Origin of the sequence: Thermopolyspora sp. NPDC052614, from assembly GCF_040678635.1 — a bacterium.
In the GTDB taxonomy this organism is placed as follows: domain Bacteria; phylum Actinomycetota; class Actinomycetes; order Streptosporangiales; family Streptosporangiaceae; genus Thermopolyspora.
On sequence record NZ_JBFATZ010000006.1, the window covers coordinates 259,245 to 280,461 of the forward strand.

The following is a 21,217-nucleotide window of genomic DNA, read 5'->3' on the forward strand; positions in this document are numbered from 1 at the left end:
GGCCGGAACGGCGACGCCGCCCGGCCTGCCCTCATCAGCGTCCCGATCGGCGTCCGAGGCGTCGCCCTCATCGCCGCGCCGGTCGCCGTCCCCGCGATCGTCGCACCGGACTCAGCCTGCCTCCGAGGCGTCGGCCAAAGCACCGCACTCATCATCGCCCCGGCCGTCGTCCCCACTGCCGCGAACACCGCACCGGACTCAGCCCGCCGCCGTAGCACCGGCCAAAGCACCGCACTCATCGTCGCGTCGGTCTCGGCTCGCGTCCGAGGCGTCACGCCAGGAGTGGACCCCGGTGTCGTCCCCGCCGCGGGCCGGTGGGTCGTCACAGTTCGCGTTCGTAGGACGCCCAGGCGACGTGGGACTCGTGCAGGGTGACGGTGATGCCCGTCAGTCCGCGTGCCTGCTCGCCCAGCGCCCCCGCGTGCACCCGGTCGGCGAGGCGGTCGGCGATGACCTTGGCGAGGAACTCGGTGGTCGTGTTGACTCCGGCGAAGGCGGGCTCATCGTCGAGGTTGCGGTAGTTCAGATCGGCGAGGACGGCGCCCAGTTCCTTGGTGGCCAGGCCGATGTCGACCACGATGTTGTCGGAGTCGAGCTGCGGGCGGCGGAACGTCGCGTCCACCACGAACGTCGCCCCGTGCAGTCGCTGAGCGGGTCCGAAGACCTCGCCGCGGAAACTGTGCGCGACCATCAGGTGATCGCGGACGGTGATGCTGAACAAACGGGTCCACCTTCCCGTGCGGTCGGTTCTCGATCTGTCTCGACGGCCGGGGCGACGGATGCGAGCAGGCCGCCGCTCGGTCCTCGCCCCGGAGCCCTGCGCCAATCTGCTCTCATCGCGCGGGCAGACCCCGCCCATCCCGTACGGCTCCGCCCACGCCAACCATCCCCGCCCGAACTACCCTTCCTCGGGCGAACCGTACACGACCCGGTGGCAGAGCCCCGAGGACTCCCCCTCGGCGAGCTTGGCCATCACCTCGGGCAGTTCGGCGAAGGCGCACTCGCCGGTGATGAGCGCGTCGTAGGCGGGATCGGCGAGCAGCCGCAGCGCGAGCGCGAGCCGATCGGTGTAGGTGCGCCGCGACCGCCGGGCCGGCGACACCATGCCGACCTGGCTGGCCCGCACCACCAGGCGGCGCGAGTGGAACGCCTCCCCCAGCGGCAGCGCCACGCGGCGGTCGCCGTACCAGCTCAGCTCAAGCAGGGTGCCCTCGACGGCGAGCAGTTCCAGGGATCGTTCCAGCCCGGCCTCGGTGGCGCTGGCGTGCACGACCAGGTCGCATTCGCCGGTCGCCGCCTCGGGGGCGGCGAACTCGACGCCGAGCGCCTCGGCGACGGCCGCCCGCGCCGGGTTCACGTCGACGAGCTGCACCCGCGCGCCGGGGATGCCGGCGAGCAGCCGGGCCACGCAGCAGCCGACCATGCCCGCTCCGACGACGGCGACGCGGTCGCCGACGAGCGGCGCGGCGTCCCACAGGGCGTTCACGGCGGTCTCGACCGTCCCGGCGAGCACGGCGCGCCCGGCGGGGACGTCGTCGGGCACGGGCGTCACCGCGGCGGCCGGCACCACGTACCGCGTCTGGTGCGGATACAGGCAGAAGACGGTACGGCCCGCGAGTTCCGGCGGCCCCTCCTCGACGACGCCCACGTTGAGATAGCCGTACTTGACCGGTGCGGGAAAGTCGCCCTCCTGGAACGGCGCCCGCATCGCCTGGTGCTGGCTCGGCGGCACGCGACCGGTGAAGACCAGGGTCTCGGTGCCCCGGCTCACCCCCGAGTACCGGGTGCGCACCAGCACCTCCCCGTCTCCGGGCGGCGGCACGTCGACCGCCCGGATCTCGCCCTCGCCGGGCGAACGAAGCCAGAAGGCGAACGAATCGATCCGCATCGGCTTTCCCCACGTTGTCTAAGGCAGCGGACGCACCCCGACCGGGATCGGGGGCAGCCGAACGAGCATATGAGAACGCAGCACGCAGCAGGAGGCGCACGGTGACGGTACTGGATTGGCGCGAGGTCAGGGTCTCGGTCTGGGAGCCCGCGGCCGGGGTCGGAGCCCAGGCCGTCCTGCTCACCCTGCTGGCCGTCGTCGCGGGCCTCTACCCGGTGGCCTGGCTGGCCGGCGCCGCGTACGCGGTGATCGTGTGCGGCGTGCTCGCCGGGGCGATGACCCGCTCCGGCACCCCGCTGGGCCCGGCCGGGCGGGTCACGCTCACCCGCGCGGTGCTCGTCGGCGGCGTCACCGCCCTGGTGACGATGAACCTGATCGGCCACGAGACCCCGGTCGCGTTCCTGGTCGCGCTCGCCGCCGTGGCCCTGGCGCTGGACGCGGTCGACGGCCACGTGGCCCGGCGCACCGGCACCGAGTCCGCGCTCGGCGCCCGTTTCGACATGGAGATCGACGCGTTCCTCATCCTGGTGCTGAGCGTGAACGTGTCCCGCACGCTGGGCGCCTGGGTGCTCCTGATCGGCCTCATGCGGTACGGCTTCGCCGCCGCCGCGTGGGTGGCCCCGTGGCTGCGCGAGCCGCTGCCGCCGAGCTTCGCCCGCAAGACGGTCGCCGCCGCGCAGGGCATCCTGCTGGTCGCGGTGAGCTCCGGCCTGTTCCCGCACCTGGCCGCCATGGCGCTGGCGGGGGTGGCCCTCGGCTCGCTGTCGTGGTCGTTCGGCCGCGACATCCTGTGGCTGTGGCGCAACCGGCCCGTCCCCGCCGTGCCGCAGCGGGTGCTGTCGGGTCACTTCGGCGGCTGACGCGCGGTGCACCTGTCGGATCCGCCGTCGGCGACACGTCGCCCGTGCGAGCGTGGGCGACGTGTCACGGGAACTCCGGCCCGTACGACATCGCGCCGGCCCGCCTTCGCGCGTTCAGTCCAGTTCGTAGTCGAGGTGGTAGGAGTGCTTGCCGCCCTCGACGACGACTTGGCCTTCGCCGCGGATGCCGCGCAGGTCGCCGGTGCCCGAGCCGTGGAGGATGTGCCAGGTCATCCACCCCTCGCCGCCGGAGCCCTCGGCGTTGTGCTGGAGGACGAAGGTGCCCGGGCGGCCGTCGAGGGCGCCGGTGAAGCGTTCGAAGCCGACATAGCCCGCCGAGCCCTCCACTTGGCTGATCGCGGTGATGATGTCGGTGGTGCTGGTGCCGTCCAGGCCGCCCCGGAAGGTCTTGGTGACGTGCACCCGGGACAGCTTGGCGCCCTCTCGCTCGTCGTACGGCTGCTCGTCCCAGCCGTCGATCTCAAAGGTGCCCTCGGCGCGTGGCATGGGTCGCTCCCGTCGGTGATGCGGTGATCGGTCATTGGGTCGCCTATGAACCTGCCCCACATACCTGACATCCCCTGTCAGGTTCCGGCATCGTGGCCGGGATCGGCTCTCGCCGCCGTGTTGAGGGGACCATCGGCCCTGGTGGAAGGGATTCCGTTGGCGAAGTGTTGAACTGCACACCGGGTCCCGGTCGTGCGGGGTGAGCGGAGGGTGCAGATGAGCAGGCAGATCGGCACGGGCTGGCAGAGTCCGTCGATTACCGAACTGGAGACGCGGATTCGCCGCCTGGAGGATCAGGTCGAGCATCTCGTCGCGACGGTCGAAGAACTGCGCCGGGCGGCGGAGCCCTCCCCCGAGCCGGTGAGCTGACCCGTACGGCGCGGGACGCCCCGGTCAGCCGCGGATTTCCTTGGACATATCCGGACTTGCTCATGTGGGCGGGGCCGGTCGGCCGTGCGGTTGGTTCAATGGTCGGAAAGGATCCGGCGGAGCGGGACCGGCTCGGAGGGCCAGGACGGAGGGCGGGACATGGCCACTGCCGTCGTGGTGGGGAGCGGCCCGAACGGGCTCGCCGCCGCCGTCTGCCTGGCCCGTCACGGGGTCCGGGTGCGGGTGCTTGAGGCCATGCCGACGATCGGCGGGGGCGCGCGGTCGTCGGCGCTCACGCTGCCGGGGCTCATCCACGACGACTGCTCGGCGGTGCATCCGGCGGGGGTGGCCTCGCCGTACCTGCGGTCGCTCGGGCTGGAGAAGTACGGCCTGCGGTGGCGGTGGCCGGAGATCGACCTGACGCATCCGCTGGACTCGGGCGCGGCCGGGGTGCTGTGGCGCGACATCAGGCGCACGGCGCGGGCGCTGGGGCCGGACGGCGGGGCGTGGATGAGGGTGTTCGGGCCGCTCGGCCGGGACTTCGACGACCTGGTGGAGGACGTGTTCCGGCCGATCGCGCACTGGCCCGCGCATCCGTTCACGCTGGCGCGATTCGGAAGCCGGGCCGTCGCCCCGGCGTCGTGGGTGGCGCGGACGTGGCGGCGGCCGGAGGCGCGGGCGCTGTTCGCCGGGGCGGCGGCGCACGCGTTCGGCTCGCTGCGGGCGCCGCTGAGCGCCTCGATCGGGCTGCTGCTGATCGCGGCCGGGCACGCGCACGGGTGGCCGGTCGCCGAGGGCGGCTCCCGGTCGATCGTCGGCGCGCTGGCGGCGCTGCTCGCCGATCTCGGCGGGACCGTGGAGACCGGGGTGCGGGTCGATTCCCTCGACGCGCTGGACGGATACGACGTGGTGCTGCTGGACATGTCGCCGCTGGCGGTGACGCGGATGGCGGGCGATCGGCTGCCGGGGCGGGTCGCGCGCGCCTACCGGCGGTTCCGGTACGGCCCGGCCGCGTACAAGGTGGACTTCGCCGTCGAGGGCGGGGTCCCCTGGCGGGACGAGTACTCCGGCAGGGCCGGGACCGTGCACCTGGGCGGCACCTTCGAGCAGGTCGCGGCGGCCGAGGAGAGCATCGTGCGCGGCCGCATGCCCGAGCGCCCGTTCGTGCTCGTCGGGCAGCAGTACCTGGCCGATCCGACGCGTTCGTCCGGCGACCTCCACCCGGTCTGGGCCTACGCGCACGTGCCGCACGGCCATCCGGGCAACGCCACCGAGGCGATCGTGGACCAGATCGAACGGTTCGCCCCCGGTTTCCGCGAGCGGGTCGCCGCCCGCCACATCCGCACGGTGGCCCGGATGTCCGCCTACAACCCCAACTACGTCGGCGGCGACATCGGCACCGGCGCGAGTTCCGGCGCGCAGTTGCTGGTTCGGCCCCGCCCCGCCCTCGACCCCTACGCCACCGGCATCCCGGGTGTGTTCCTGTGCTCGTCGGCCACCCCGCCCGGTCCGGGCGTGCACGGGATGTGCGGCTACAACGCCGCCCGGTCCGCGCTGCGGCACCTGCGTCGCGGGGGCGGGCGCTCCCGCTGATCCGCCCGGCGGCTCCCCCCGGCTGACGGGCCGGAGGCGAGAGCCCGTGCACCGGGCGTGCCTCCGGCCGCCCCGATCCCGGCCCGCCATGCGCCAACGGACGAATCGGTAGTTACCATCCCATTGGAATTCCCGATCGAGGAGCGATGCCGGTGCGGACGGCAGAGGTAGTGATCATCGGTGGGGGCTGCGTCGGCACCAGCGTCGCCTACCACCTCGCGGCGCTGGGGTGCACCGACGTCGTCCTCCTTGAGGAGGGCGAGCTGGGCGGCGGCTCGACCAGCAAGGCGGCGGGCGGCATCCGGCTCCAGCACGCCGACGAGCTCAACTGCCGGCTGGTGCTGCGCTCGCTGCCCGAGTTCACGTCCTTCGCCGAACTCACCGGCGTACCGATCGACTTCAAGCAGGTCGGCTACCTGTTCCTGCTGGACCGGGCCGACGACGTGGCCGTCTTCGAGCGCGCCGTACGCATGCAGCGCGACCTCGGAATCCCCACCGAGACGATCGACCTGGACCGGGCCCGCGAGCTCGTCCCGCCGATCCGCGCCGACGACCTGCTGGCCGCCACGTTCTGCCCGTGGGAGGGCTACGCCGCCCCCGAATCGGTCGTCCAGGGGTACGCGGCGGCGGCCCGGCGGCTCGGCGTCACGGTCAGAACCGGCTGCGGCGTGACCGGCGTCCGCACCGCCGCAGGACGCGTCACCGGCGTCGACACCGCCGAAGGCCCGATCGCCGCCCGGGCCGTCGTCTGCGCCGCCGGGGTTGGCTCGGCCGAGATCGCCCGCCAGGCCGGGTACGACCTGCCGGTGCACGGCGAGGCCCGCTGGATCCACTTCTCCGGCGCCGACGGCGGCGTCCCCGCCCACGCCCCGCTGACCATCGACTTCTCCACCGGCTTCTACTTCCACCGCGAGGGCCCGGGCCTGCTGTTCGGCGGACGCGAGCGCACCCTGGAGGACCTCGCCCTCCCCGCCGTACGACGGCTGCCCGCCATCGCCGACCTCCCGATCGGCTCGTCCTGGTGGGGCTTCTACGACATGAGCCCCGACCACAACGCGATGATCGGCGCCGCGCCCGTCGAGGGCCTCTACTACGCCACCGGCTTCTCCGGCCACGGCTTCCAGCAGTCCCCCGCCGTCGGCGAGCACCTCGCCGAACTCATCCTCGATCGCGAGCCCACCCTCGATCTCACCCCGCTGTCCGCCGACCGCTTCCGCCGGGGGATGTCCCGCGCCGAAAAGGTGGTCATCTGACCGCTGCGCCACCGATACGTCCGTCCTGACCGGCTCTGCAGTTCGATGGGCGGTCGCCTCGGGGCGATCAGGGAGCGTCACTCAGCTGTTCGGCCAGCCGTTCCAGGCCACCCTTGATGAGCTGTCCATACTCGTCGTCGCCGAGCGCGCCGATCGTGGCCCGCGCCTTTTCGAGGTGCTCACGGGCGCGGTCGAGATCGCCCAGCTTGCGGTAGCAGTCGGTCAGGTTGAGGTGCAATGACGGATACAGTCCGGCCACGGAAATCGGCAGCCCGGTCTGGGCGACCCGCTCGTCGGTGATCAGATCGGCGGCGGCGAGCGCCCGCAGGTCCCACATCAGTTCCTGCTGCACGTCGTCCTGCACATCGGCCATCGAATGGGCGAGGACGCACACGTGCAGCGGATCGCCTTGCTCGCCGCCGATGTCCTCCCAGATCTGGGCGAACAACTCGCGAGCGGCCCCAGGCTGACCTCGGTGGTGGTTCAGTTCCACAGCCTCGCCGATGCGGGCCATCGTCGGGTCAGCGGTCATCGGCGGCTCCTCGATCAGCGCATGGGACGCCGCCAGCCTACTCGCCTGGGGCGACTAACGATCATCGAACGGCCGGTTCGCTGACGATTTGGGTAACCATCGCGCCGACGGGGGTCCCACGGCGGTCGGCGGGACCGCTTCTCCGTTCCGGGGACCGGTTCCGGCCGGTCGCTGGGGACGCGACTCGCCGAACCCTGCGGTTTCGTCCGCCAGGTGCCGTGGGTTTTTGATCGCCCCGGCCTCGCCGTCTCGGCGCTCGGTCAGGTGGCGAGGTCGCGGGCGTACTGCCAGAAGACGCGTTCGGCGCGGGCGCCCACGGCGCGGGAGTAGAAGCGCAGGGGGCCGACCCAGCCGATCTGGGCGGTGGTCATGCCGGTGGCGCGTTGCTCGGCGAGGCAGCGCAGGAGCAGGACGCGGCCGATGCCGAGGCCGCGGGCGGCGGGGGCGGTGCCCGTGGGGCCGAACCAGGCGGGGCGGGCGCCCCAGGCGGCGAAGCCGAGGATCTCGCCGTCGCGGGTGGCGTAGTGGCAGCCGGTGGCCTGCTCGACCTCCCAGGCCCACTCGGGGGTCCAGTGCTCGCGGACGAAGGCGGCGAGTTCGCCCCGTTCGCCGGGGGCGGCGGTGGATACGGTGACGCCGGGCGGGACGGGGGCGGACAGGTCGCGGGTGAGGTCGGCGGTCATGTTCCAGGCCATGCCGTCGTGTGTGTAGCCGAGTCGTTCGGCAAGGCAGGCGGCCGGGGTGGCGCGGACGTCGATGCCCGGCCAGGCGTAGCACGGGGGGTTCCCGGCGAGGCGGACGCGGGTCGCGCCCTCGGCGCGCAGCCAGTCCTCGGCCGCCTCGGCCAGGGCGCGGCCGAGTCCACGACCCTGCGCTCGCGGGTGTACGGCGAGCAGGTCGATGTGGCCCACCGAGGGGTCCCGGCCCGAGATCGAGGCGAACACGACGCCGTCGTCGCGGCCGGCCACCAGGGCGGTCCAGCGGCGCTCGGGGGGTGGCGTGGCCAGGCGGGTGAACAGCGCCGGGGCCTCGGCGACGTCGAGGGTGAGGGCGGCGGTGGCGAGGGCGGCCAGCGCCTCGGCCTCCTGCGCGGAGTGGATGCGACGCATCACGACGCGACCCCCATCGGGTAATCGGCGGCCAGCCAGATCGCCACCCGGTACGCCACGCCGAACGGATCGTCGGCGTACCGGGTGCGGACGGTCCAGGCGGTGGCGAGGTCGGCCAGCGCCTCGGCCTCCTGCGCGGAGTGGATGCGACGCATCACGACGCGGCCGCCCTCGGGTAATCGGCGGCCAGCCAGGTCGCCACCCGGTACGCCACGCCGAACGGATCGTCGGCGTACCGGGTGTGGACGGTCCAGGCGGTGTCGCGGCAGGCGGCGGCCATGGCCTGCCAGGCCGCGCGGCCCTCGATCATCAGCTCGGCGCAGAGGGCGGCGTCGAGGGCGAGCAGGGCCGCGGTGTCGGCGCGGGCGAGCGCGTCGCCGATCAGCGCGTCGGCTTCGGGGGCGCGGGGGTCCACGTAGCCGGGGGCCTTCTCGCCGCGCCGGGCGCTGCCGTCGGCGGCCACGATCAGGCCGGTGCGGGCCGGCCGTGCCGCGATCTTCTCGCCGAGGGCCGCGGCGGCCTGCGCGGGTTCGTCCCGGCCCACTCCCTCCAGCAGCCACGGCACCGGGCAGCGGTCCAGAAGCGCGCGGCCCACGGCGAGCGACACCGGCAGCGCGTCCGCCTCCGGGCGGCGGCCCGGGGTGGGCGCGAGGCGTCCCGCCGGGCTGGGCGCGTCCGCCGGGTAGGTGCGTGTGGCCGGGGCGCCGCCGAGCACGACGAGCTCGTCCACGCCCGCGTCGAGGACGGCGCGGACCGCGTCGCGGGCGGCCGTCCGGAGGCGCTCGACCTCGGGCACCCGCCCGCCGGTGACCTCGGGGAGCAGCAGCGGCGCCTGCGGCACGCAGGCCACGGCGACGATCACGCCAGCCCCCGTACGGCCCGCGCGGGGGCGCGCACGCCCCGGGTCACGGCGACCATGTCGAGCACCTGCCGGGTGGGCGCGACGTTGTGCGCGCGGAACACCTGTGCCCCCTGCCAGGCGCACAGCGCGCTCACCGCGAGCGTGCCGTACATGCGCTCCTCCACGGGCAGGCCGAGGGACTCGCCGACGAAGTCCTTGTTGGACAGCGACACCAGCACCGGCCAGCCGGTGGCCACCATCTCGTCCAGGCGGCGGGTCACCTCCAGGGAGTGCCAGGTGTTCTTGGCGAAGTCGTGGCCGGGGTCGATGAGCACCCGCTCGGGATCGACGCCCACCTCGACGGCCCGCTTCGCCAGCGCCGTGGTGCCCTCGATGACGTCGGCGACCACGTCCCGGTACTCGACGCGGTGCGGGCGGGTGCGCGGCGGCAGGCCGCCGGCGTGGGTGCAGACCAGGCCCACGCCGAACTCGGCGGCCACCTCGGCGAGCCGGGGATCCACGCCGCCCCAGGCGTCGTTGAGCAGGTCCGCGCCGGCGCGGCACGCCTCGCGTCCCACCTCGTGCCGCCAGGTGTCCACGCTGATGATCAGGTCGGGGTGGCGGTCGCGGACCTCGGCGACGAACGGGACCGTGCGGGCGATCTCCTCGGCCACGTCCACCTCGGCGCCGGGGGCGGCCTTGACGCCGCCGATGTCGACGATGTCGGCCCCTTCGGCGACGACCTCGTCGACGCGGCGCAGCGCCTGTTCCCGGTCGAAGGTCGCGCCCTTGTCGTAGAAGGAGTCGGGGGTGCGGTTGACGATCGCCATGATCAGCGGCTCGCCGGTGAAGGTGCGGTCGCGTAGCTTCAGCATGGGCGGGCCGCCTCGCTTCGCCGTACCGTGCCCGTGGAAACGGGATTTCTCCGGCCCTGCGCCCGTGTCGGGCGGCACGGCCGCCCACCGGCAGGCTCAACCAAGATGCTCCGCCTCCTCGTCTTCTGGGGCCGCGACCGTCTCGGGCTTCCGGCCGGGCCCGCGTGCGGACGCGGACCGCGCCCGGATCCGGCCCATCCCGCGCCTCGGCGCGCCGGCCCCGACCGCTCACCTGCCCACAGGGTGAACTCTAGTGTCGCCCTTCCGGATCCGGACCGGGGGCTCCGGCGGGGCCGGTCCAGCGCAGGTCGGGGAGGTTGACGACGATCGCCTCCTGCGTGGTGCGGGCGATGACGACCACGGCCTCCTCGTCCGGGTCGGGGTTCTCCTCGCGGTGCGGCACCCACGGGGGCACGTAGACGTAGTCGCCGGGGCCGGTCCGCAGGCGCCGCTCGACGGGCTCCTCCCCCGTCTCGTCGAGGAACACGAACTCGGGGTGGCCGCTCACCACATAGATGCCGGTCTCCGAGTCGCCGTGGTGGTGGTCGCCCGAAGCCGTGCCGGGGGCGACGTGGGTCTGTCCCATCCACAGCCGGTCCGAGCCCAGGGCCCGGCCGGAGATCGCCTCCAGCCGCCGCATGCCGCTGGTCTGGGCGGTGTCGCCGGACAACGCCGCGGGTGTCACCTGGTAGAGACGCCGGTGGAAGCCGTCGGAGTGCGCTGCCAAGATGTCCCCCTTGCCGTCGAGCCAACGCCTCGCCCCCCCGTGCCGAGTGCCCGTCACCGCGATCGGGCGGCACGCTCGGGGGCCCACGCCACCTTCTCACCGCGTACCTCCTTGGGAAACCCCCGCGCGCCTCTCGGCGAGCCGATGTCCCACCCGCCGGTCACCGATGCGCGTCGCCGCATTAGGTTTGGGGCTTAGGTTCGGGGCTTAGGTTTGGGGCCCAGGTTTGAGGCGCGGTCATCGAGCGGCGAGGAGGCGGAGATGGGCGAGCTCAAGGTCACCTGCGATCCGGCGGAGGTCGGTCTCGACGGTGAGCGGCTGCGGCGGATCGACGCGCATTTCTCGGCGTACGTGGACGGCGGGCGGCTGCCCGGCTGGCTGGTGCTGGTGAGCAGGGGCGGCGAGATCGCGTACCTGTCCACGTACGGGGCGCGCGACATCGCCTCGGGGGCGCCGGTCGAGACCGACACGTTGTTCCGCATGTACTCGATGACCAAGCCGGTCACCTCGGTCGCGGCCATGATGCTGTACGAGGAGGGCCGGATCACGCTGAACGATCCGGTCGCCGACTACATCCCCTCGTTCGGCGACGTCAGGGTCTACGAGAGCGGGCCCGCGTCCGCGCCGGTGACCCGTCCGGCGGACGAGCCGGTGCGGATCTGGCATCTGCTCACGCATACCGCCGGGCTCGTGTACGGCTGGCAGCGCGCCGGCGTGGTGGACGAGCTGTACCGCGCGGCCGGGCTGACCCAGGGCATACCGGATGACGACCTCGCCGGGTTCGCCGACCGGGTGGCCGGGCTGCCGCTGCTGTTCGAGCCCGGTTCGCGGTGGAACTACTCGGTCGCGACGGACGTGCTCGGGCGGGTCATCGAGGTGGTTTCGGGCATGCCGTTCGATCGTTTCCTCGCCGAGCGCGTGTTCGGGCCGCTCGGCATGTCCGACACCGGCTTCCGGGTCGAGGAGGGGAAGGCCGACCGGCTCGCGTCGCTGTACACGACCTCGCTGGGCGGCCGTGCCGTACCGGCCGCCGGGGGCGACGCCGTCCTGCGGCCCACGCGGGCGCCCTCGGGAGGGGCCGGGCTGGTCTCCACCGCCGGCGACTACCACCGCTTCACGCAGATGCTGCTGCGCGGCGGCGAACTCGACGGCATGCGGCTGCTCGGGCCGCGCACGCTCGCCTACATGACCCGCAACCACCTGCCGGGCGAGGCCGACCTGAAGGCGTACGGCGCCACGCCGTTCGGCGAGGCCGTCGACGGCGAGGGGTTCGGGCTCGGCTTCGCGGTCGTGCAGGACGCGGCGAGGGTCAAGACCATCGCCTCGGAGGGCGAGTTCCACTGGGGCGGCGCGGCGAGCACCCTGTTCTGGGTGGATCCGGCCGAGGACATCACGGTCGTCTTCCTCACCCAGGTCACCCAGCACGGCGTGCGGCCGATCCGCACCCGGCTGAGGCAACTCGTCCACCAGGCGATCGTCTCCTGACGGCAACGTCGGCGCGTCCCTGCTACGGGCCGGCAGCCCCCATGCTTCCGCCGCCCACCGTGCCGTCAGGCCGCGACCGTGGACGTCCTGACGGCTGACGGCCTGACGGCGGGTCGGGGCGGTGGGACGGGTCAGCGGGCCGGGGCGAGCAGCGCGCCGACGGCGTCGGCGGTCTGCGGGTGGTGCGCCAGCAGTTCGGCCACCTCCCGGTGGAAGGGGGCTTCGACGTCCTGCGCCACCGCCTGCCACTCGCCCGCGCAGCCCAGCAGGGCGGCCACCGCGTCGGTCGTGGCCGGATGTTCGGCCAGCAGTTCGGGCACAGGGCCGGACGCCGGGCCGGACCCAGGGCCGGACGCGGCAGGGGCGAGGGCGGTTGGCGACGCCTGCGGCGTCTTCGCCGCCGACCAGGGCGGGGTCCAGGCGTCGAGGGCCGCCAGGCTCGCCGGGAACGTACGGCCCGCCTCGCGGATCAGCACCGGCACCAGTTCGGGGCCCTGCCGCTTGAGGGTGGTGATCAGGCTGGGCAGCCAGGGCAGCAGGACCGGGTCGGGCAGCCGGGCGAACGCCTTCGACATGAGTTCGACGACGAAGGGCGTCAGGCCCGGCGCCGGTTCGAGGGCCTGCATGAAGCCGCTCAAGTACTCCGGCACGGCGGGGACGATGAGCGGGTTGGCGAGCAGTTCGTCGCAGCGGGACCGCAGCTCGTCGCGGTGCAGCACGCCGAGTTGGGTCTGCGCGGCCCACAGCAGCGCCGTCTTCGCCGGGGTCTCGGGATGCGACTGGCGTACGGCGAGCTCGAGCTGGGCCCGGTCGCAGCCGAGCGACAGCGCCAGGCTCTCCAGCGTGAACAGGAATCCGAGCATCGCGGCGACCTGCCGCACCCCGGAGTCGTCGTCCACGAACGCGGTGGGCAGCAGCGTGCAGTAGTGCGCGTATCCGGTGGTGACGAACGCCTCGCACCAGGCGGGCAGCGCGGGCTCGGCCGACCGGTGGTAGGCGAGGAGGCGGCGGATGCGGCGCAGCACCTCGGGCGCGTCGTCCACGGTCCGTTCGGCGGACAGCAGTTCCACGGCCCGTGCGCCGAGCTCGTCGGCGAGCCGCCGCGAGCCGAGGAACAGGATCGCGTCCTCGACGGCGGCGAGCGCGGTCGCGGCGGTGGCCTTCGGGTCGTACACGGCCCGGCGCAGCCGCTGCTCCAGCACCTGCTCGACGGTGACGCCCTCGTACCCGAGCTCGATGATCGCCCGCTGGTTGCGGCCGATGTCGAGGTCCCACGACTCCTGGATGGAGCGCTCGCCGAGCCGCCGCTCCCCCATGATCGGTCGTACGGCGCGGTCGGGCAGCAGGTAGCGCAGCATCCACAGCAGCCGCGAGCAGGGCTCCAGGTGCGGGTCGGCCCGCAGGTCGAGCAGCGCCCGCTGGATGGTGCGCTTGTCCAGGTTCACCCCCAGAGGTGCGAGCCGGTCGTAGACGTCGCGTGCGAGCGGCGGCAGGGCGTGGTAGCCGACCTGGCCGATCCTGTCGCCGCCGAGCAGGATCTCGCACAGGCGGCGCACGTCGCGGCGGCCGGGCACGGTGTCCTTCTCGATGCAGGTGACGGCCGCGTCCTGGAAGTCGTACGGGGTGGGGCGCGCCCGGTTGCGCATGCCGGCCAGCAGGATCGAGGTCTCGAACACGGCGATGGCGTCGGCGGTGCTGGCGAGGTAGCCGTTGCGGCGGGCGAGCCGGACGATCTCGACGCACCAGTCGAGCAGCTCGGCCTCGTCCAGGCCGTCGAGCGCGGGCGGGCGGGTGAGGAAGCCGGACAGCCGGTCGGCCACCGGCTGCTCGGCGGCCGTCGCCGTTGCAGCGGTCCTGCCGGTCGCGGCGGCCCGGCCGCCGCCGCTGCTGCCGCCCTTCTGCCCCTGCAGCCGGAACGGCTTGACGCCGGTGCGTTTCACCGCCTTGCCGAAGGTCGCGGCGGCGATCGACACCGAGCCGGGGGCCAGCCCGAACTGGGCCTCGATCGCCGAGTGGCTGGACGGGATCAGCCCGTAGAGCCAGCGGGTGCCGGTGCGCGGGCTGATCTCGAACGGCGGCGCGTCCGAGGCCAGGCCGAACTGCTCGACGCGGCTGGCGGCGTGGAAGGCGCCGCACACGTACAGGCAGTCCGCGGGGTCGGCGCCCGACGCGGCGAGGTGCTCGCGCATGCGCGTCCACATGTAGCGCTCGCGGTCCTCGTCGACGCGGACGCGCTCGGGGTCGTCGGGGCGCAGCCGCCGGAACAGGCTGCCGATGAGGACCATGACCTGGCGGTAGGTCGCGTAGTCCGCGCCGCTGAGCGGCTGCTCGACGTACTGGTCCCACCACTCCGACCAGTGCCGCACCTTGCCGTGGTGCAGCAGGTGCGCCTCCAGTTCGGCGAACCGGGGCCGCAGGTCGCCGATCTCGAGGCCGACGGCGTCGCCGTGCAGGGACGCGTCCTCGTGCTCGGCCTCCTCCTCGCCCTCCGCCCGCGGCCCGTCGTCCCCGGGTACGGCGCGCCTGGGCTCCCACTGGAAGACGTGGTCGGTCGACCGGTCCACCGGCACGATTTCGACGCCGGGGGTGTCGAGGGCGTAGGCGATCGCCTGGTACTCGGCGGACGCCTCGGTGATCGGCGCGACGACGCTGAGCGGCGTCCAGTCGGGCGGGAAGCCGTCGGTCTCGGAGGCGAACGCCTGCAGCGCCACCGGCAGCCGGCAGTTGCGCAGCTCGGTGAGGAGCGGCCGGAGGTCCTCGCACAGCTCCAGGTAGATGACCTTGGGCTGTTTCTCCCACAGGCGGCGGGCCATCGCCAGCGCCGAGGCGGGCGAGTGGTGGCAGACCGGGAAGATTTCCAGCTTTTCGCGCAGCGCGCGGTCCACGTCGTCGACGATCCCGGTGAGGATGCCCGACAGCGCGTCGGGCGTGTCCGCGAACGCGGCGGCGGCGTCGAGCAGTTGCCCGCGCAGGGCGTCGAAAGGACCCGCGCCGGGGAGGGGACCCGTGCCGGGGCCGGTGCCGGTGGCCGTCATCTCGCTCATCGGGGGCCTCCGGGAAGGGCCGGTCGGTCGGGTCGGGGAGGGGGCGGAGGGGTCACGTCTCTCCTTACCGTGGTGTACGGGCGTGGCCGTCCGCCCGCCGCGGCGGCGGGCGGACGGTGGTGCGTGCCCCGGGCGGCGGCCTGCCGGGTGAGCCGGAGGCCGCGCCCTGCCGGGCCGGGACCCCGCTAGGACAGGGTGGTGAGGGCCTGGCGTCCGCCTTCGAGGAAGCCCTGCCACGGCCCGCCGTCCTTGCCGCGCGGCTCGACGACGCCGTGCCAGTACTTGTTGAGGATGGCCAGGTCCTCGGGGCTGCGCCGGGCCAGCGAGCCGACGAGCGATCCGGCGAGGGTCTCGGGGCTGAGGGTGCGGTCGCCGAAGAAGTGGCTGTGCAGGATGGCGTCCTCGAGGACGCCGATCTGCTCGGCCGTGGAGAGCGCGGACTCCAGCCGCTCGTCGTCGCTGCTCGCCGACGCGGACGCGGCGCGCAGGTCGGCGAAGCTCTGCAGCAGGATGTCGAGCAGGCTCGGCGGCACCTCCAGCTCGATGCGGTGGCGGCGCAGCAGCTCGGTGGTGCGGAAGCGGACGATCTCCGCCTCGCTGCGCTTGTTCGACACCACGGGGATGCGGACGAAGTTGAAGCGGCGCTTCAGCGCCGACGACAGGTCGTTGACGCCCCGGTCGCGGCTGTTGGCGGTGGCGATGACGGAGAAGCCCGGCTTGGCGAAGACGATGTTGTCCTCCTCCAGCTCGGGGATGGACACGTACTTCTCCGACAGGATGGAGATGAGCGCGTCCTGGACGTCGCTGGTGGCTCGGGTCAGCTCCTCGAAGCGGCCGATCACGCCCTGCTCCATCGCCGTCATGATCGGCGAGGGGATCATCGACTCGCGGGACTGGCCGCGGGCGATCACCATGGACACGTTCCACGAGTACTTGATGTGGTCCTCGGTGGTGCCGGCCGTTCCCTGCACGACGAGGGTGGAGTTGCGGCAGATGGCGGCGGCGAGCAGCTCGGCGAGCCAGCTCTTGCCGGTGCCGGGGTCGCCGATCAGCAGCAGGCCGCGGTCGGAGGCGAGGGTGACGATGCTGCGCTCGACGAACGAGCGGTCGCCGAACCACTTCTGCGGGATCTCGCGGTCCAGGCCGTCGGACGGCTCGGAGCCGAGCACGAACAGCCGCACCATGCGGGGGCTGAGCCGCCACGAGAACGGCTTGGGGCCGTCGTCGACGGACTCCAGCCAGTCCAGCTCCTCGGCGTACTTGACTTCGGCCGGGGCACGCAGCATTTCGGACATATGTTGATATCTCCTAACCGAGGAAGGTCTTGAGCTCGAACACGAGCTTGCGGATGTGCCCGGAGATGACCGGGGTGCCCAGGTCCTTCAGGCGTTCGCGGTACCACGGGTCCACGCTCTGGTGGCCCGAGCTGTTCACCGAGCCGACCGGGATGAGGCGCACCCCGGAGCGGTGCACGGCCTCGAACTCGGTCATCAGCTCCCGCACGTCGTAGAAGTCGGAGATCCACACCATCGCCGTGTTGCGCGGGTCGGCGATCTTCGGGCGGGCGAGGTTCATCGCGACGGTGCCGTTGGTGCCGCCGCCGAGCGTGGTGCGCAGCAGCACCTCGAAGGGGTCGTTCACCCACGGGGTCAGGTCGAGCGCCCGCGTGTCGTACGCGATCAGGTGCACGTCCACCTTGGGCAGCCCGGCGAAGATCGACGCCAGGATGGTGCAGTTGACCATCGCGTCGACCATCGACCCCGACTGGTCCACCACCACGATCAGCCGGGCCGGGGTGGTACGGCGGGCGGTGTGGCGGTAGTAGAGCCGGTCGACGTAGAGCCGCTCGTCCTCCGCGTTCCAGTTGGTGAGGTTCTTCCAGATCGTGCGTTCCAGGTCGAGGTTGCGGAACACCCGCTTGGGCGGCACCGACCGGTCGATGGTTCCGACGCTGGTCTTCTCCACCTGGGTGCGCAGCACCTCGGCCACCTCGTCGACGAACCTGCGGATCAGCGCCTTGGCGTTGGCCAGCGCGACCCCCGACAGGTTCGCCTTGTCCCGCAGCAACTGCTCGACCAACGACATGCTCGGCGTGAGCCGCCGGGCCAGCCTCGGGTCGGCCAGCACCTCGCGCAGGTGCATGCGCTTGACCAGGTCGCCCTCCAGCCCGGCCAGGACGCCGCCCAACTCGCTGCGCGCGGGGTGGGCGCGCAACTCGCCCGGCTCGCAGCCGAGAGCGCACTCCAACCATCCGGCGTCCTGTTGCCACCCGGCGAGCTGACCGGCGGTGACGTTGCCGGTGCCGGTCGAGAACACGTTGAGCAGCAGCTTCGACACCAGCGCGGCCCGCCGCACCTCCGCGGCCCCGGCCCGCCCCGCCTCGGTCGCAGCATGCTCGCCCGCCCCGGTCCCGGCATGCTCCGCCTCGCCCGAGCCAGACGGTTCGGCAGCGGAGCCGACCCGTTCCGCCTGCGTGGCGGGCTGATCGTCCGCTCGGATCCCGCCATGGTCCGTCTTCCCGGCTCCGTTCGTCTCCGCCGCCGGGACAGTTGCCTCGCCATCGCCGGGCCGCTCGGTGCCGGAGCCGCCTCGGCCTGGAGAATGCGGGGCCGGGTCACCGCTTGGGCCGACCTGGTTCTCGCCGTCCCCGGGTACGGCATCACCCGCCGGGCCGTGCCCCGTTCCGGGGGCCGAGCCGTTCGGGGTCTCGTCGGGCACCATGAGCCCCCGCAGTTCGGCGGCGAGGTCGGGGAACCGCTGGATCACGTTGTCGACCGAAACGGACGGGTCGAGCAGGGCGGCGGGCAGGCCGATGTCGTCCACGATCGCGACGCTGACCGACTCCAGGGACGGCTGCTCCTCGGGGTCGAACAGGCGGGCCAGCAGCCGCCAGTAGAGGACCTGCCGCCGGTTCTCGTGCATGCGGCTCACGGAGTCGCTCACGGAGTCGCGCGCAGGGGCGCGCATGGTGTCACTCATGGGATCGGTCATCGCCGCAGCAACCGTCCCGCCCGCTCGCGCAGCACCGCGACCGCGTCGCCGGCCCGCGCCTCGGCCTTGACGACCTTGGGATCGGTGGGGCCGAGCGCCCACTCGCCGTTGTGGGCCGTGGTCGTCTTGCCCTTGACCGTGGACTGGACGGCCAGCGGCTGAAGCCACCACCGCCCGGCGTCCCAGCGCAGCAGCCCGACGCAGGCCGTGGACTTGGCGACCGACTGCGGCGTGAGCGGGCCGCAGGACGGCAGCCGGTCGACGGCGACCGGCAGGGCCGCGCCCTGGTCCAGGGTGAAGGTGAGCGAGCCGCCGTCGCCGGTCGAGGCGCGGTACCCCTCCAGCAGGACCGGCTCGGCGATGCGCACCGGGTGCCGTTCCAGCGGCGGTACGGCGGGGGCCGTCGCCTCGGCGAGGCGTACGCGGGCTGTGACGAACGGGTCGGCGGGCTCACCCGGCCGCGCCCGGTCATCCTGCCAGATGAGGTCGCCGCCGGGCAGCAGGGGCAGGTCGGTGACGTCGAGGGACACCCGCCCGGCCAGCGCGCCCAGCAGCACCGGGTGGTCGGCGAACAGCTTCCACAGGGCCGGGCCGACGATCGTGTCCACCTTCGCGGCGGCGACGGCGGTGCGCACCAGGCGGGGCGGGCCGTCGCCCTCCAGCACCGCGTGCACCTGCAGTTGCACGGCCGTGGCGTGCTCGTGCACGTCCACGCCGAGGATCAGCAGCCGCCCCGACGCCGTGCCGACGGGCTCGGCCGCCATCGGCGCGGGGCCGCCGTCCGGCGGGGTCTGCGTCAGCAGCAGCGCGCGAGCCCACAGGTCGGCCCAGCGCCGTGCGGGCAGGTGTTCCATGGTCCCGACCGGGCAGGAGGCGCGCAGCTCGGCCGCGAGGCCGTCCAGCAGCACCGCCGCGCGCCGCAGCCCCGGCTCGGCGAGCAGGGCCTCCAGCATCTGGCTCGACGCCGACACCAGGTCGTGGTCGACGCCGCGCCAGCCGGCGACGGCCAGCTCGTGCAGCCAGGACCGGCACCCGGCGAGCAGGTTGCCCGCCTCCGTCGCGGCGGGGGCGGCGGGATCATCCCCTTCGGCACCGCCGCGCTCCAGCTCCCATTCGGTACGGCCGCGCCCCAGGGCGGCGTCGAGCCGGGCGAGCAGGGCGTCGTGCACCGCGCCGAACAACGCGGTCCGCGCCCCCGCCAGCGCCGACAGGTGCTCTTCCCCGGCCGACCCGGCGGCGGCCTTGGCCACGGCCTCGGCGAGCCGGTCGCCCAGCGGCGTGGCCGCGAGCGCGCCGGCCAGCGCTGCCAGGGCGGCGCCGTGATCCTCGCCCAGCCGGGCGAACCCGTGCGCCAGCGCCCCGTCGAAGCCGTCGATCAGTTCGAGGGCCTCCGCGACGCCGGGCGGAGGACCGTCCTGCAGTTCGGCCGCCTGCGTCCCCAGCATCAGCGCACCGCCCCCGTGGCCGGGAACCAGTGCATCTCGGGCAGCGGCGCCGTGGTGACGGGCAGCTCCAGGTAGGCCAAATGGCGCAGGAAGCGGCTGAACACCATCGCGCCCGCCGTCTTCTGGTGGCCGCCCTTCAGCAGCAGGATCAGGTCCACCCCCGTGGTGGCGTCGTCACCGGCGTCGATGCGCAGGTAGCGGGCCACGCGCTCCACCCCGTACTGCAGCACGGCCTCCTCGACCAGGGCGATCAGGTGCTTGCACGGCGAGCCGCGCAGCGCGCCGCACGGCCGGTTGTTGTTGGTGCTGCAGTTGTAGTCGTGGCTCCCGGCGGCTATCGATGAGACGTACACCCGGGCGATGTCCGAGCCGCTCGACACCACGCCCTGCAGGCGTCCGTCGGCCAGCTCCACGAAGGGGACCTTCGCCAGTTTGCGCGGCCGTACGGGCGGGACGACCCGTACCGTACTGCTGCGCTCCCACATGCGCTCTGGCATGTGCTCCCACGCGGTTGCGTCCGCGTTCACGATTGCGACCTCCAGCCCTTCGGCTCGCGGATGCCGGCCCCTGTACGGCGGCACCTTCGCGACCGGCCGATCAATGCACCGGGAATGTAGCGGGGGCCGCCGACAGTTTGATCGCCTTCACGGCAAGTCCCGGGGATCGGATCCGCTCCCGCAGATCAGAGCGCTACAGATGGCAGAGCGAGCCGATGGCGATCGGCCCGGGAGACGACGAAGGGCACGCCGGGGGTCGGCGTGCCCGTGGCATCGCGGTTTCCGTGGTCTGGGCGTCCGGGGTCAGGGGCGGCGGGGGAACCTGCCGAAGTCGGGGACGCGCTTGGCCTTGTACGCCTCGCGGCCCTCCTTGGCCTCCTCGGTGGCGTAGAAGAGCAGGTTGGCGTCGTGGGCGAGTTGCTGGATGCCGGCCATGCCGTCCACGGCGGCGTTGAAGCTCGCCTTCATCAGGCGCAGGGCCGTCGGCGACATCCGCAGCATCTCGCGGCACCAGGAGACCGTCTCCTTCTCCAGGTCGGCCAGCGGGACCACGGTGTTGACCAGGCCCATCTCCAGCGCCTGCCGCGCGTCGTACTGGCGGCACAGGAACCAGATCTCCTTGGCCTTCTTGAACCCGACCAGCTCGGCCAGCAGACCGGCGCCGTATCCGCCGTCGAAGGAGCCGACCTTGGGGCCGACCTGGCCGAAGCGGGCGTTGTCCGCCGCGATCGTGAGGTCGCAGACGAGGTGCAGCACGTGGCCGCCGCCGATGGCGTACCCGGCGACCATGGCGACGACCGGCTTGGGCAGCCGCCGGATCTGGATCTGCAGGTCGGTGACGTGGAAGCGGCCGACGCCCGCGGCGTCGGACGGGTCGGTCAGGTAGCCGGTGTCGCCGCGCACCCGCTGGTCGCCGCCGGAGCAGAAGGCCTTGTCCCCCTCGCCGGTGAGGATGATCACGCCGATCGACGGGTCCTCCCGCGCGATGACGAGCGCGTCGGACATCTCGATCAGCGTCTGCGGCCGGAAGGCGTTGCGCACCTCGGGGCGGCAGATGGTCACCTTCGCGATGCCGTCTCCGCTGTATTCGAACCGGATGTCCTCGTATTCGCGAACCGGCGTCCACTTCACCGGTTCGTCCAGGTCTCGTGCGCCGTCGCCCGGCCGGATGTCAGCCATGGACGGCAGCGTACTGCACCCG

20 protein-coding genes are annotated in these 21,217 nt (G+C 73.2%); 5 read left to right on the forward strand and 15 right to left on the reverse strand.

Annotated elements, in window-relative coordinates; genetic code table 11:
* Positions 1-322: 322 nt before the first annotated feature.
* Together AB0K60_RS15765 and AB0K60_RS15770 are read right to left on the reverse strand one after the other, a co-directional pair.
* Complete coding sequence (locus tag AB0K60_RS15765) at positions 323-721, reverse strand: 6-carboxytetrahydropterin synthase (RefSeq protein ID WP_364054204.1); 399 nt, start codon at positions 719-721, stop codon at positions 323-325.
* A gap of 177 nt (positions 722-898) precedes the next feature.
* Positions 899-1,888 (reverse strand): dehydrogenase, encoded by a 990-nt coding sequence (locus AB0K60_RS15770; RefSeq protein WP_364054207.1) that lies wholly within the window; start codon positions 1,886-1,888, stop codon positions 899-901.
* A 101-nt stretch (positions 1,889-1,989) separates the two neighbouring features.
* Here AB0K60_RS15770 and AB0K60_RS15775 point away from each other — a divergent pair, with 101 nt between their 5' ends.
* Positions 1,990-2,748, forward strand: coding sequence for a CDP-alcohol phosphatidyltransferase family protein (locus AB0K60_RS15775; RefSeq protein WP_364054210.1), 759 nt, complete (start codon positions 1,990-1,992; stop codon positions 2,746-2,748).
* A gap of 114 nt (positions 2,749-2,862) precedes the next feature.
* Here AB0K60_RS15775 and AB0K60_RS15780 read toward each other — a convergent pair whose 3' ends face one another.
* Positions 2,863-3,255 carry a DUF3224 domain-containing protein gene (locus tag AB0K60_RS15780; protein ID WP_364054213.1) on the reverse strand — a complete coding sequence of 131 codons (393 nt, stop codon included), beginning with the start codon at positions 3,253-3,255 and terminating at the stop codon, positions 2,863-2,865.
* 216 nt (positions 3,256-3,471) lie between these two features.
* Between AB0K60_RS15780 and AB0K60_RS15785 the strand changes: the two genes are divergently transcribed.
* The 3 genes from AB0K60_RS15785 to AB0K60_RS15795 all read left to right on the forward strand — a co-directional run bounded on the left by AB0K60_RS15785 (position 3,472) and on the right by AB0K60_RS15795 (position 6,470).
* A complete protein-coding gene (locus AB0K60_RS15785) occupies positions 3,472-3,624 on the forward strand; it encodes a hypothetical protein (RefSeq protein WP_364054216.1) in 153 nt (50 codons plus the stop codon).
* A gap of 159 nt (positions 3,625-3,783) precedes the next feature.
* Positions 3,784-5,217 carry an NAD(P)/FAD-dependent oxidoreductase gene (locus tag AB0K60_RS15790; RefSeq protein WP_364054219.1) on the forward strand — a complete coding sequence of 478 codons (1,434 nt, stop codon included), beginning with the start codon at positions 3,784-3,786 and terminating at the stop codon, positions 5,215-5,217.
* Between the two features lie 152 nt (positions 5,218-5,369).
* Positions 5,370-6,470: an FAD-binding oxidoreductase gene (locus AB0K60_RS15795; RefSeq protein WP_364054222.1), complete on the forward strand. Its 1,101-nt coding sequence runs from the start codon at positions 5,370-5,372 to the stop codon at positions 6,468-6,470.
* A gap of 67 nt (positions 6,471-6,537) precedes the next feature.
* Here the strand turns inward: AB0K60_RS15795 and AB0K60_RS15800 are convergent, their stop codons facing one another.
* The 6 genes from AB0K60_RS15800 to AB0K60_RS15825 all read right to left on the reverse strand — a co-directional run bounded on the left by AB0K60_RS15800 (position 6,538) and on the right by AB0K60_RS15825 (position 10,554).
* Entirely contained in the window at positions 6,538-7,002 is a 465-nt protein-coding gene (locus AB0K60_RS15800) for a hypothetical protein (protein WP_364054225.1), read from the reverse strand.
* A gap of 260 nt (positions 7,003-7,262) precedes the next feature.
* Positions 7,263-8,111 carry a GNAT family N-acetyltransferase gene (locus tag AB0K60_RS15805; protein ID WP_364054856.1) on the reverse strand — a complete coding sequence of 283 codons (849 nt, stop codon included), beginning with the start codon at positions 8,109-8,111 and terminating at the stop codon, positions 7,263-7,265.
* Complete coding sequence (locus tag AB0K60_RS15810; protein WP_364054228.1) at positions 8,111-8,269, reverse strand: hypothetical protein; 159 nt, start codon at positions 8,267-8,269, stop codon at positions 8,111-8,113. The genes AB0K60_RS15805 and AB0K60_RS15810 overlap by 1 nt, the downstream gene beginning before the upstream one ends.
* On the reverse strand, positions 8,266-8,973 hold the full coding sequence (locus tag AB0K60_RS15815; protein ID WP_364054231.1) for a hypothetical protein: 708 nt from the start codon (positions 8,971-8,973) through the stop codon (positions 8,266-8,268). Before AB0K60_RS15815 ends, AB0K60_RS15810 begins: the two co-directional genes overlap by 4 nt.
* Entirely contained in the window at positions 8,970-9,827 is an 858-nt protein-coding gene (gene folP / locus AB0K60_RS15820; protein ID WP_364054234.1) for a dihydropteroate synthase, read from the reverse strand. The genes AB0K60_RS15815 and folP overlap by 4 nt, the downstream gene beginning before the upstream one ends.
* 250 nt (positions 9,828-10,077) lie before the next feature.
* The gene (locus tag AB0K60_RS15825) at positions 10,078-10,554 is read right to left on the reverse strand and encodes a cupin domain-containing protein (RefSeq protein WP_364054237.1); all 477 of its coding nucleotides are present in this window, start codon (positions 10,552-10,554) and stop codon (positions 10,078-10,080) included.
* A gap of 261 nt (positions 10,555-10,815) precedes the next feature.
* Here AB0K60_RS15825 and AB0K60_RS15830 point away from each other — a divergent pair, with 261 nt between their 5' ends.
* Positions 10,816-12,039 carry a serine hydrolase domain-containing protein gene (locus AB0K60_RS15830; protein WP_364054240.1) on the forward strand — a complete coding sequence of 408 codons (1,224 nt, stop codon included), beginning with the start codon at positions 10,816-10,818 and terminating at the stop codon, positions 12,037-12,039.
* Between the two features lie 131 nt (positions 12,040-12,170).
* Here the strand turns inward: AB0K60_RS15830 and AB0K60_RS15835 are convergent, their stop codons facing one another.
* From AB0K60_RS15835 to menB, 6 genes are all read right to left on the reverse strand, one after another.
* On the reverse strand, positions 12,171-15,083 hold the full coding sequence (locus AB0K60_RS15835; RefSeq protein WP_364054243.1) for a hypothetical protein: 2,913 nt from the start codon (positions 15,081-15,083) through the stop codon (positions 12,171-12,173).
* 185 nt (positions 15,084-15,268) lie between these two features.
* Positions 15,269-16,378 (reverse strand): AAA family ATPase, encoded by a 1,110-nt coding sequence (locus tag AB0K60_RS15840; protein ID WP_364054246.1) that lies wholly within the window; start codon positions 16,376-16,378, stop codon positions 15,269-15,271.
* Positions 16,379-16,391: 13 nt separating this feature from the next.
* The gene (locus AB0K60_RS15845) at positions 16,392-18,062 is read right to left on the reverse strand and encodes a VWA domain-containing protein (RefSeq protein ID WP_364054249.1); all 1,671 of its coding nucleotides are present in this window, start codon (positions 18,060-18,062) and stop codon (positions 16,392-16,394) included.
* Between the two features lie 8 nt (positions 18,063-18,070).
* Positions 18,071-19,519: a hypothetical protein gene (locus AB0K60_RS15850; RefSeq protein ID WP_364054252.1), complete on the reverse strand. Its 1,449-nt coding sequence runs from the start codon at positions 19,517-19,519 to the stop codon at positions 18,071-18,073.
* Positions 19,519-20,046, reverse strand: coding sequence for a hypothetical protein (locus tag AB0K60_RS15855; RefSeq protein ID WP_364054255.1), 528 nt, complete (start codon positions 20,044-20,046; stop codon positions 19,519-19,521). The genes AB0K60_RS15850 and AB0K60_RS15855 overlap by 1 nt, the downstream gene beginning before the upstream one ends.
* Positions 20,047-20,319: 273 nt before the next feature.
* Positions 20,320-21,195, reverse strand: a complete 876-nt coding sequence (menB, locus tag AB0K60_RS15860) for a 1,4-dihydroxy-2-naphthoyl-CoA synthase (RefSeq protein ID WP_364054258.1) — start codon at positions 21,193-21,195, stop codon at positions 20,320-20,322.
* Positions 21,196-21,217: the final 22 nt, after the last annotated feature.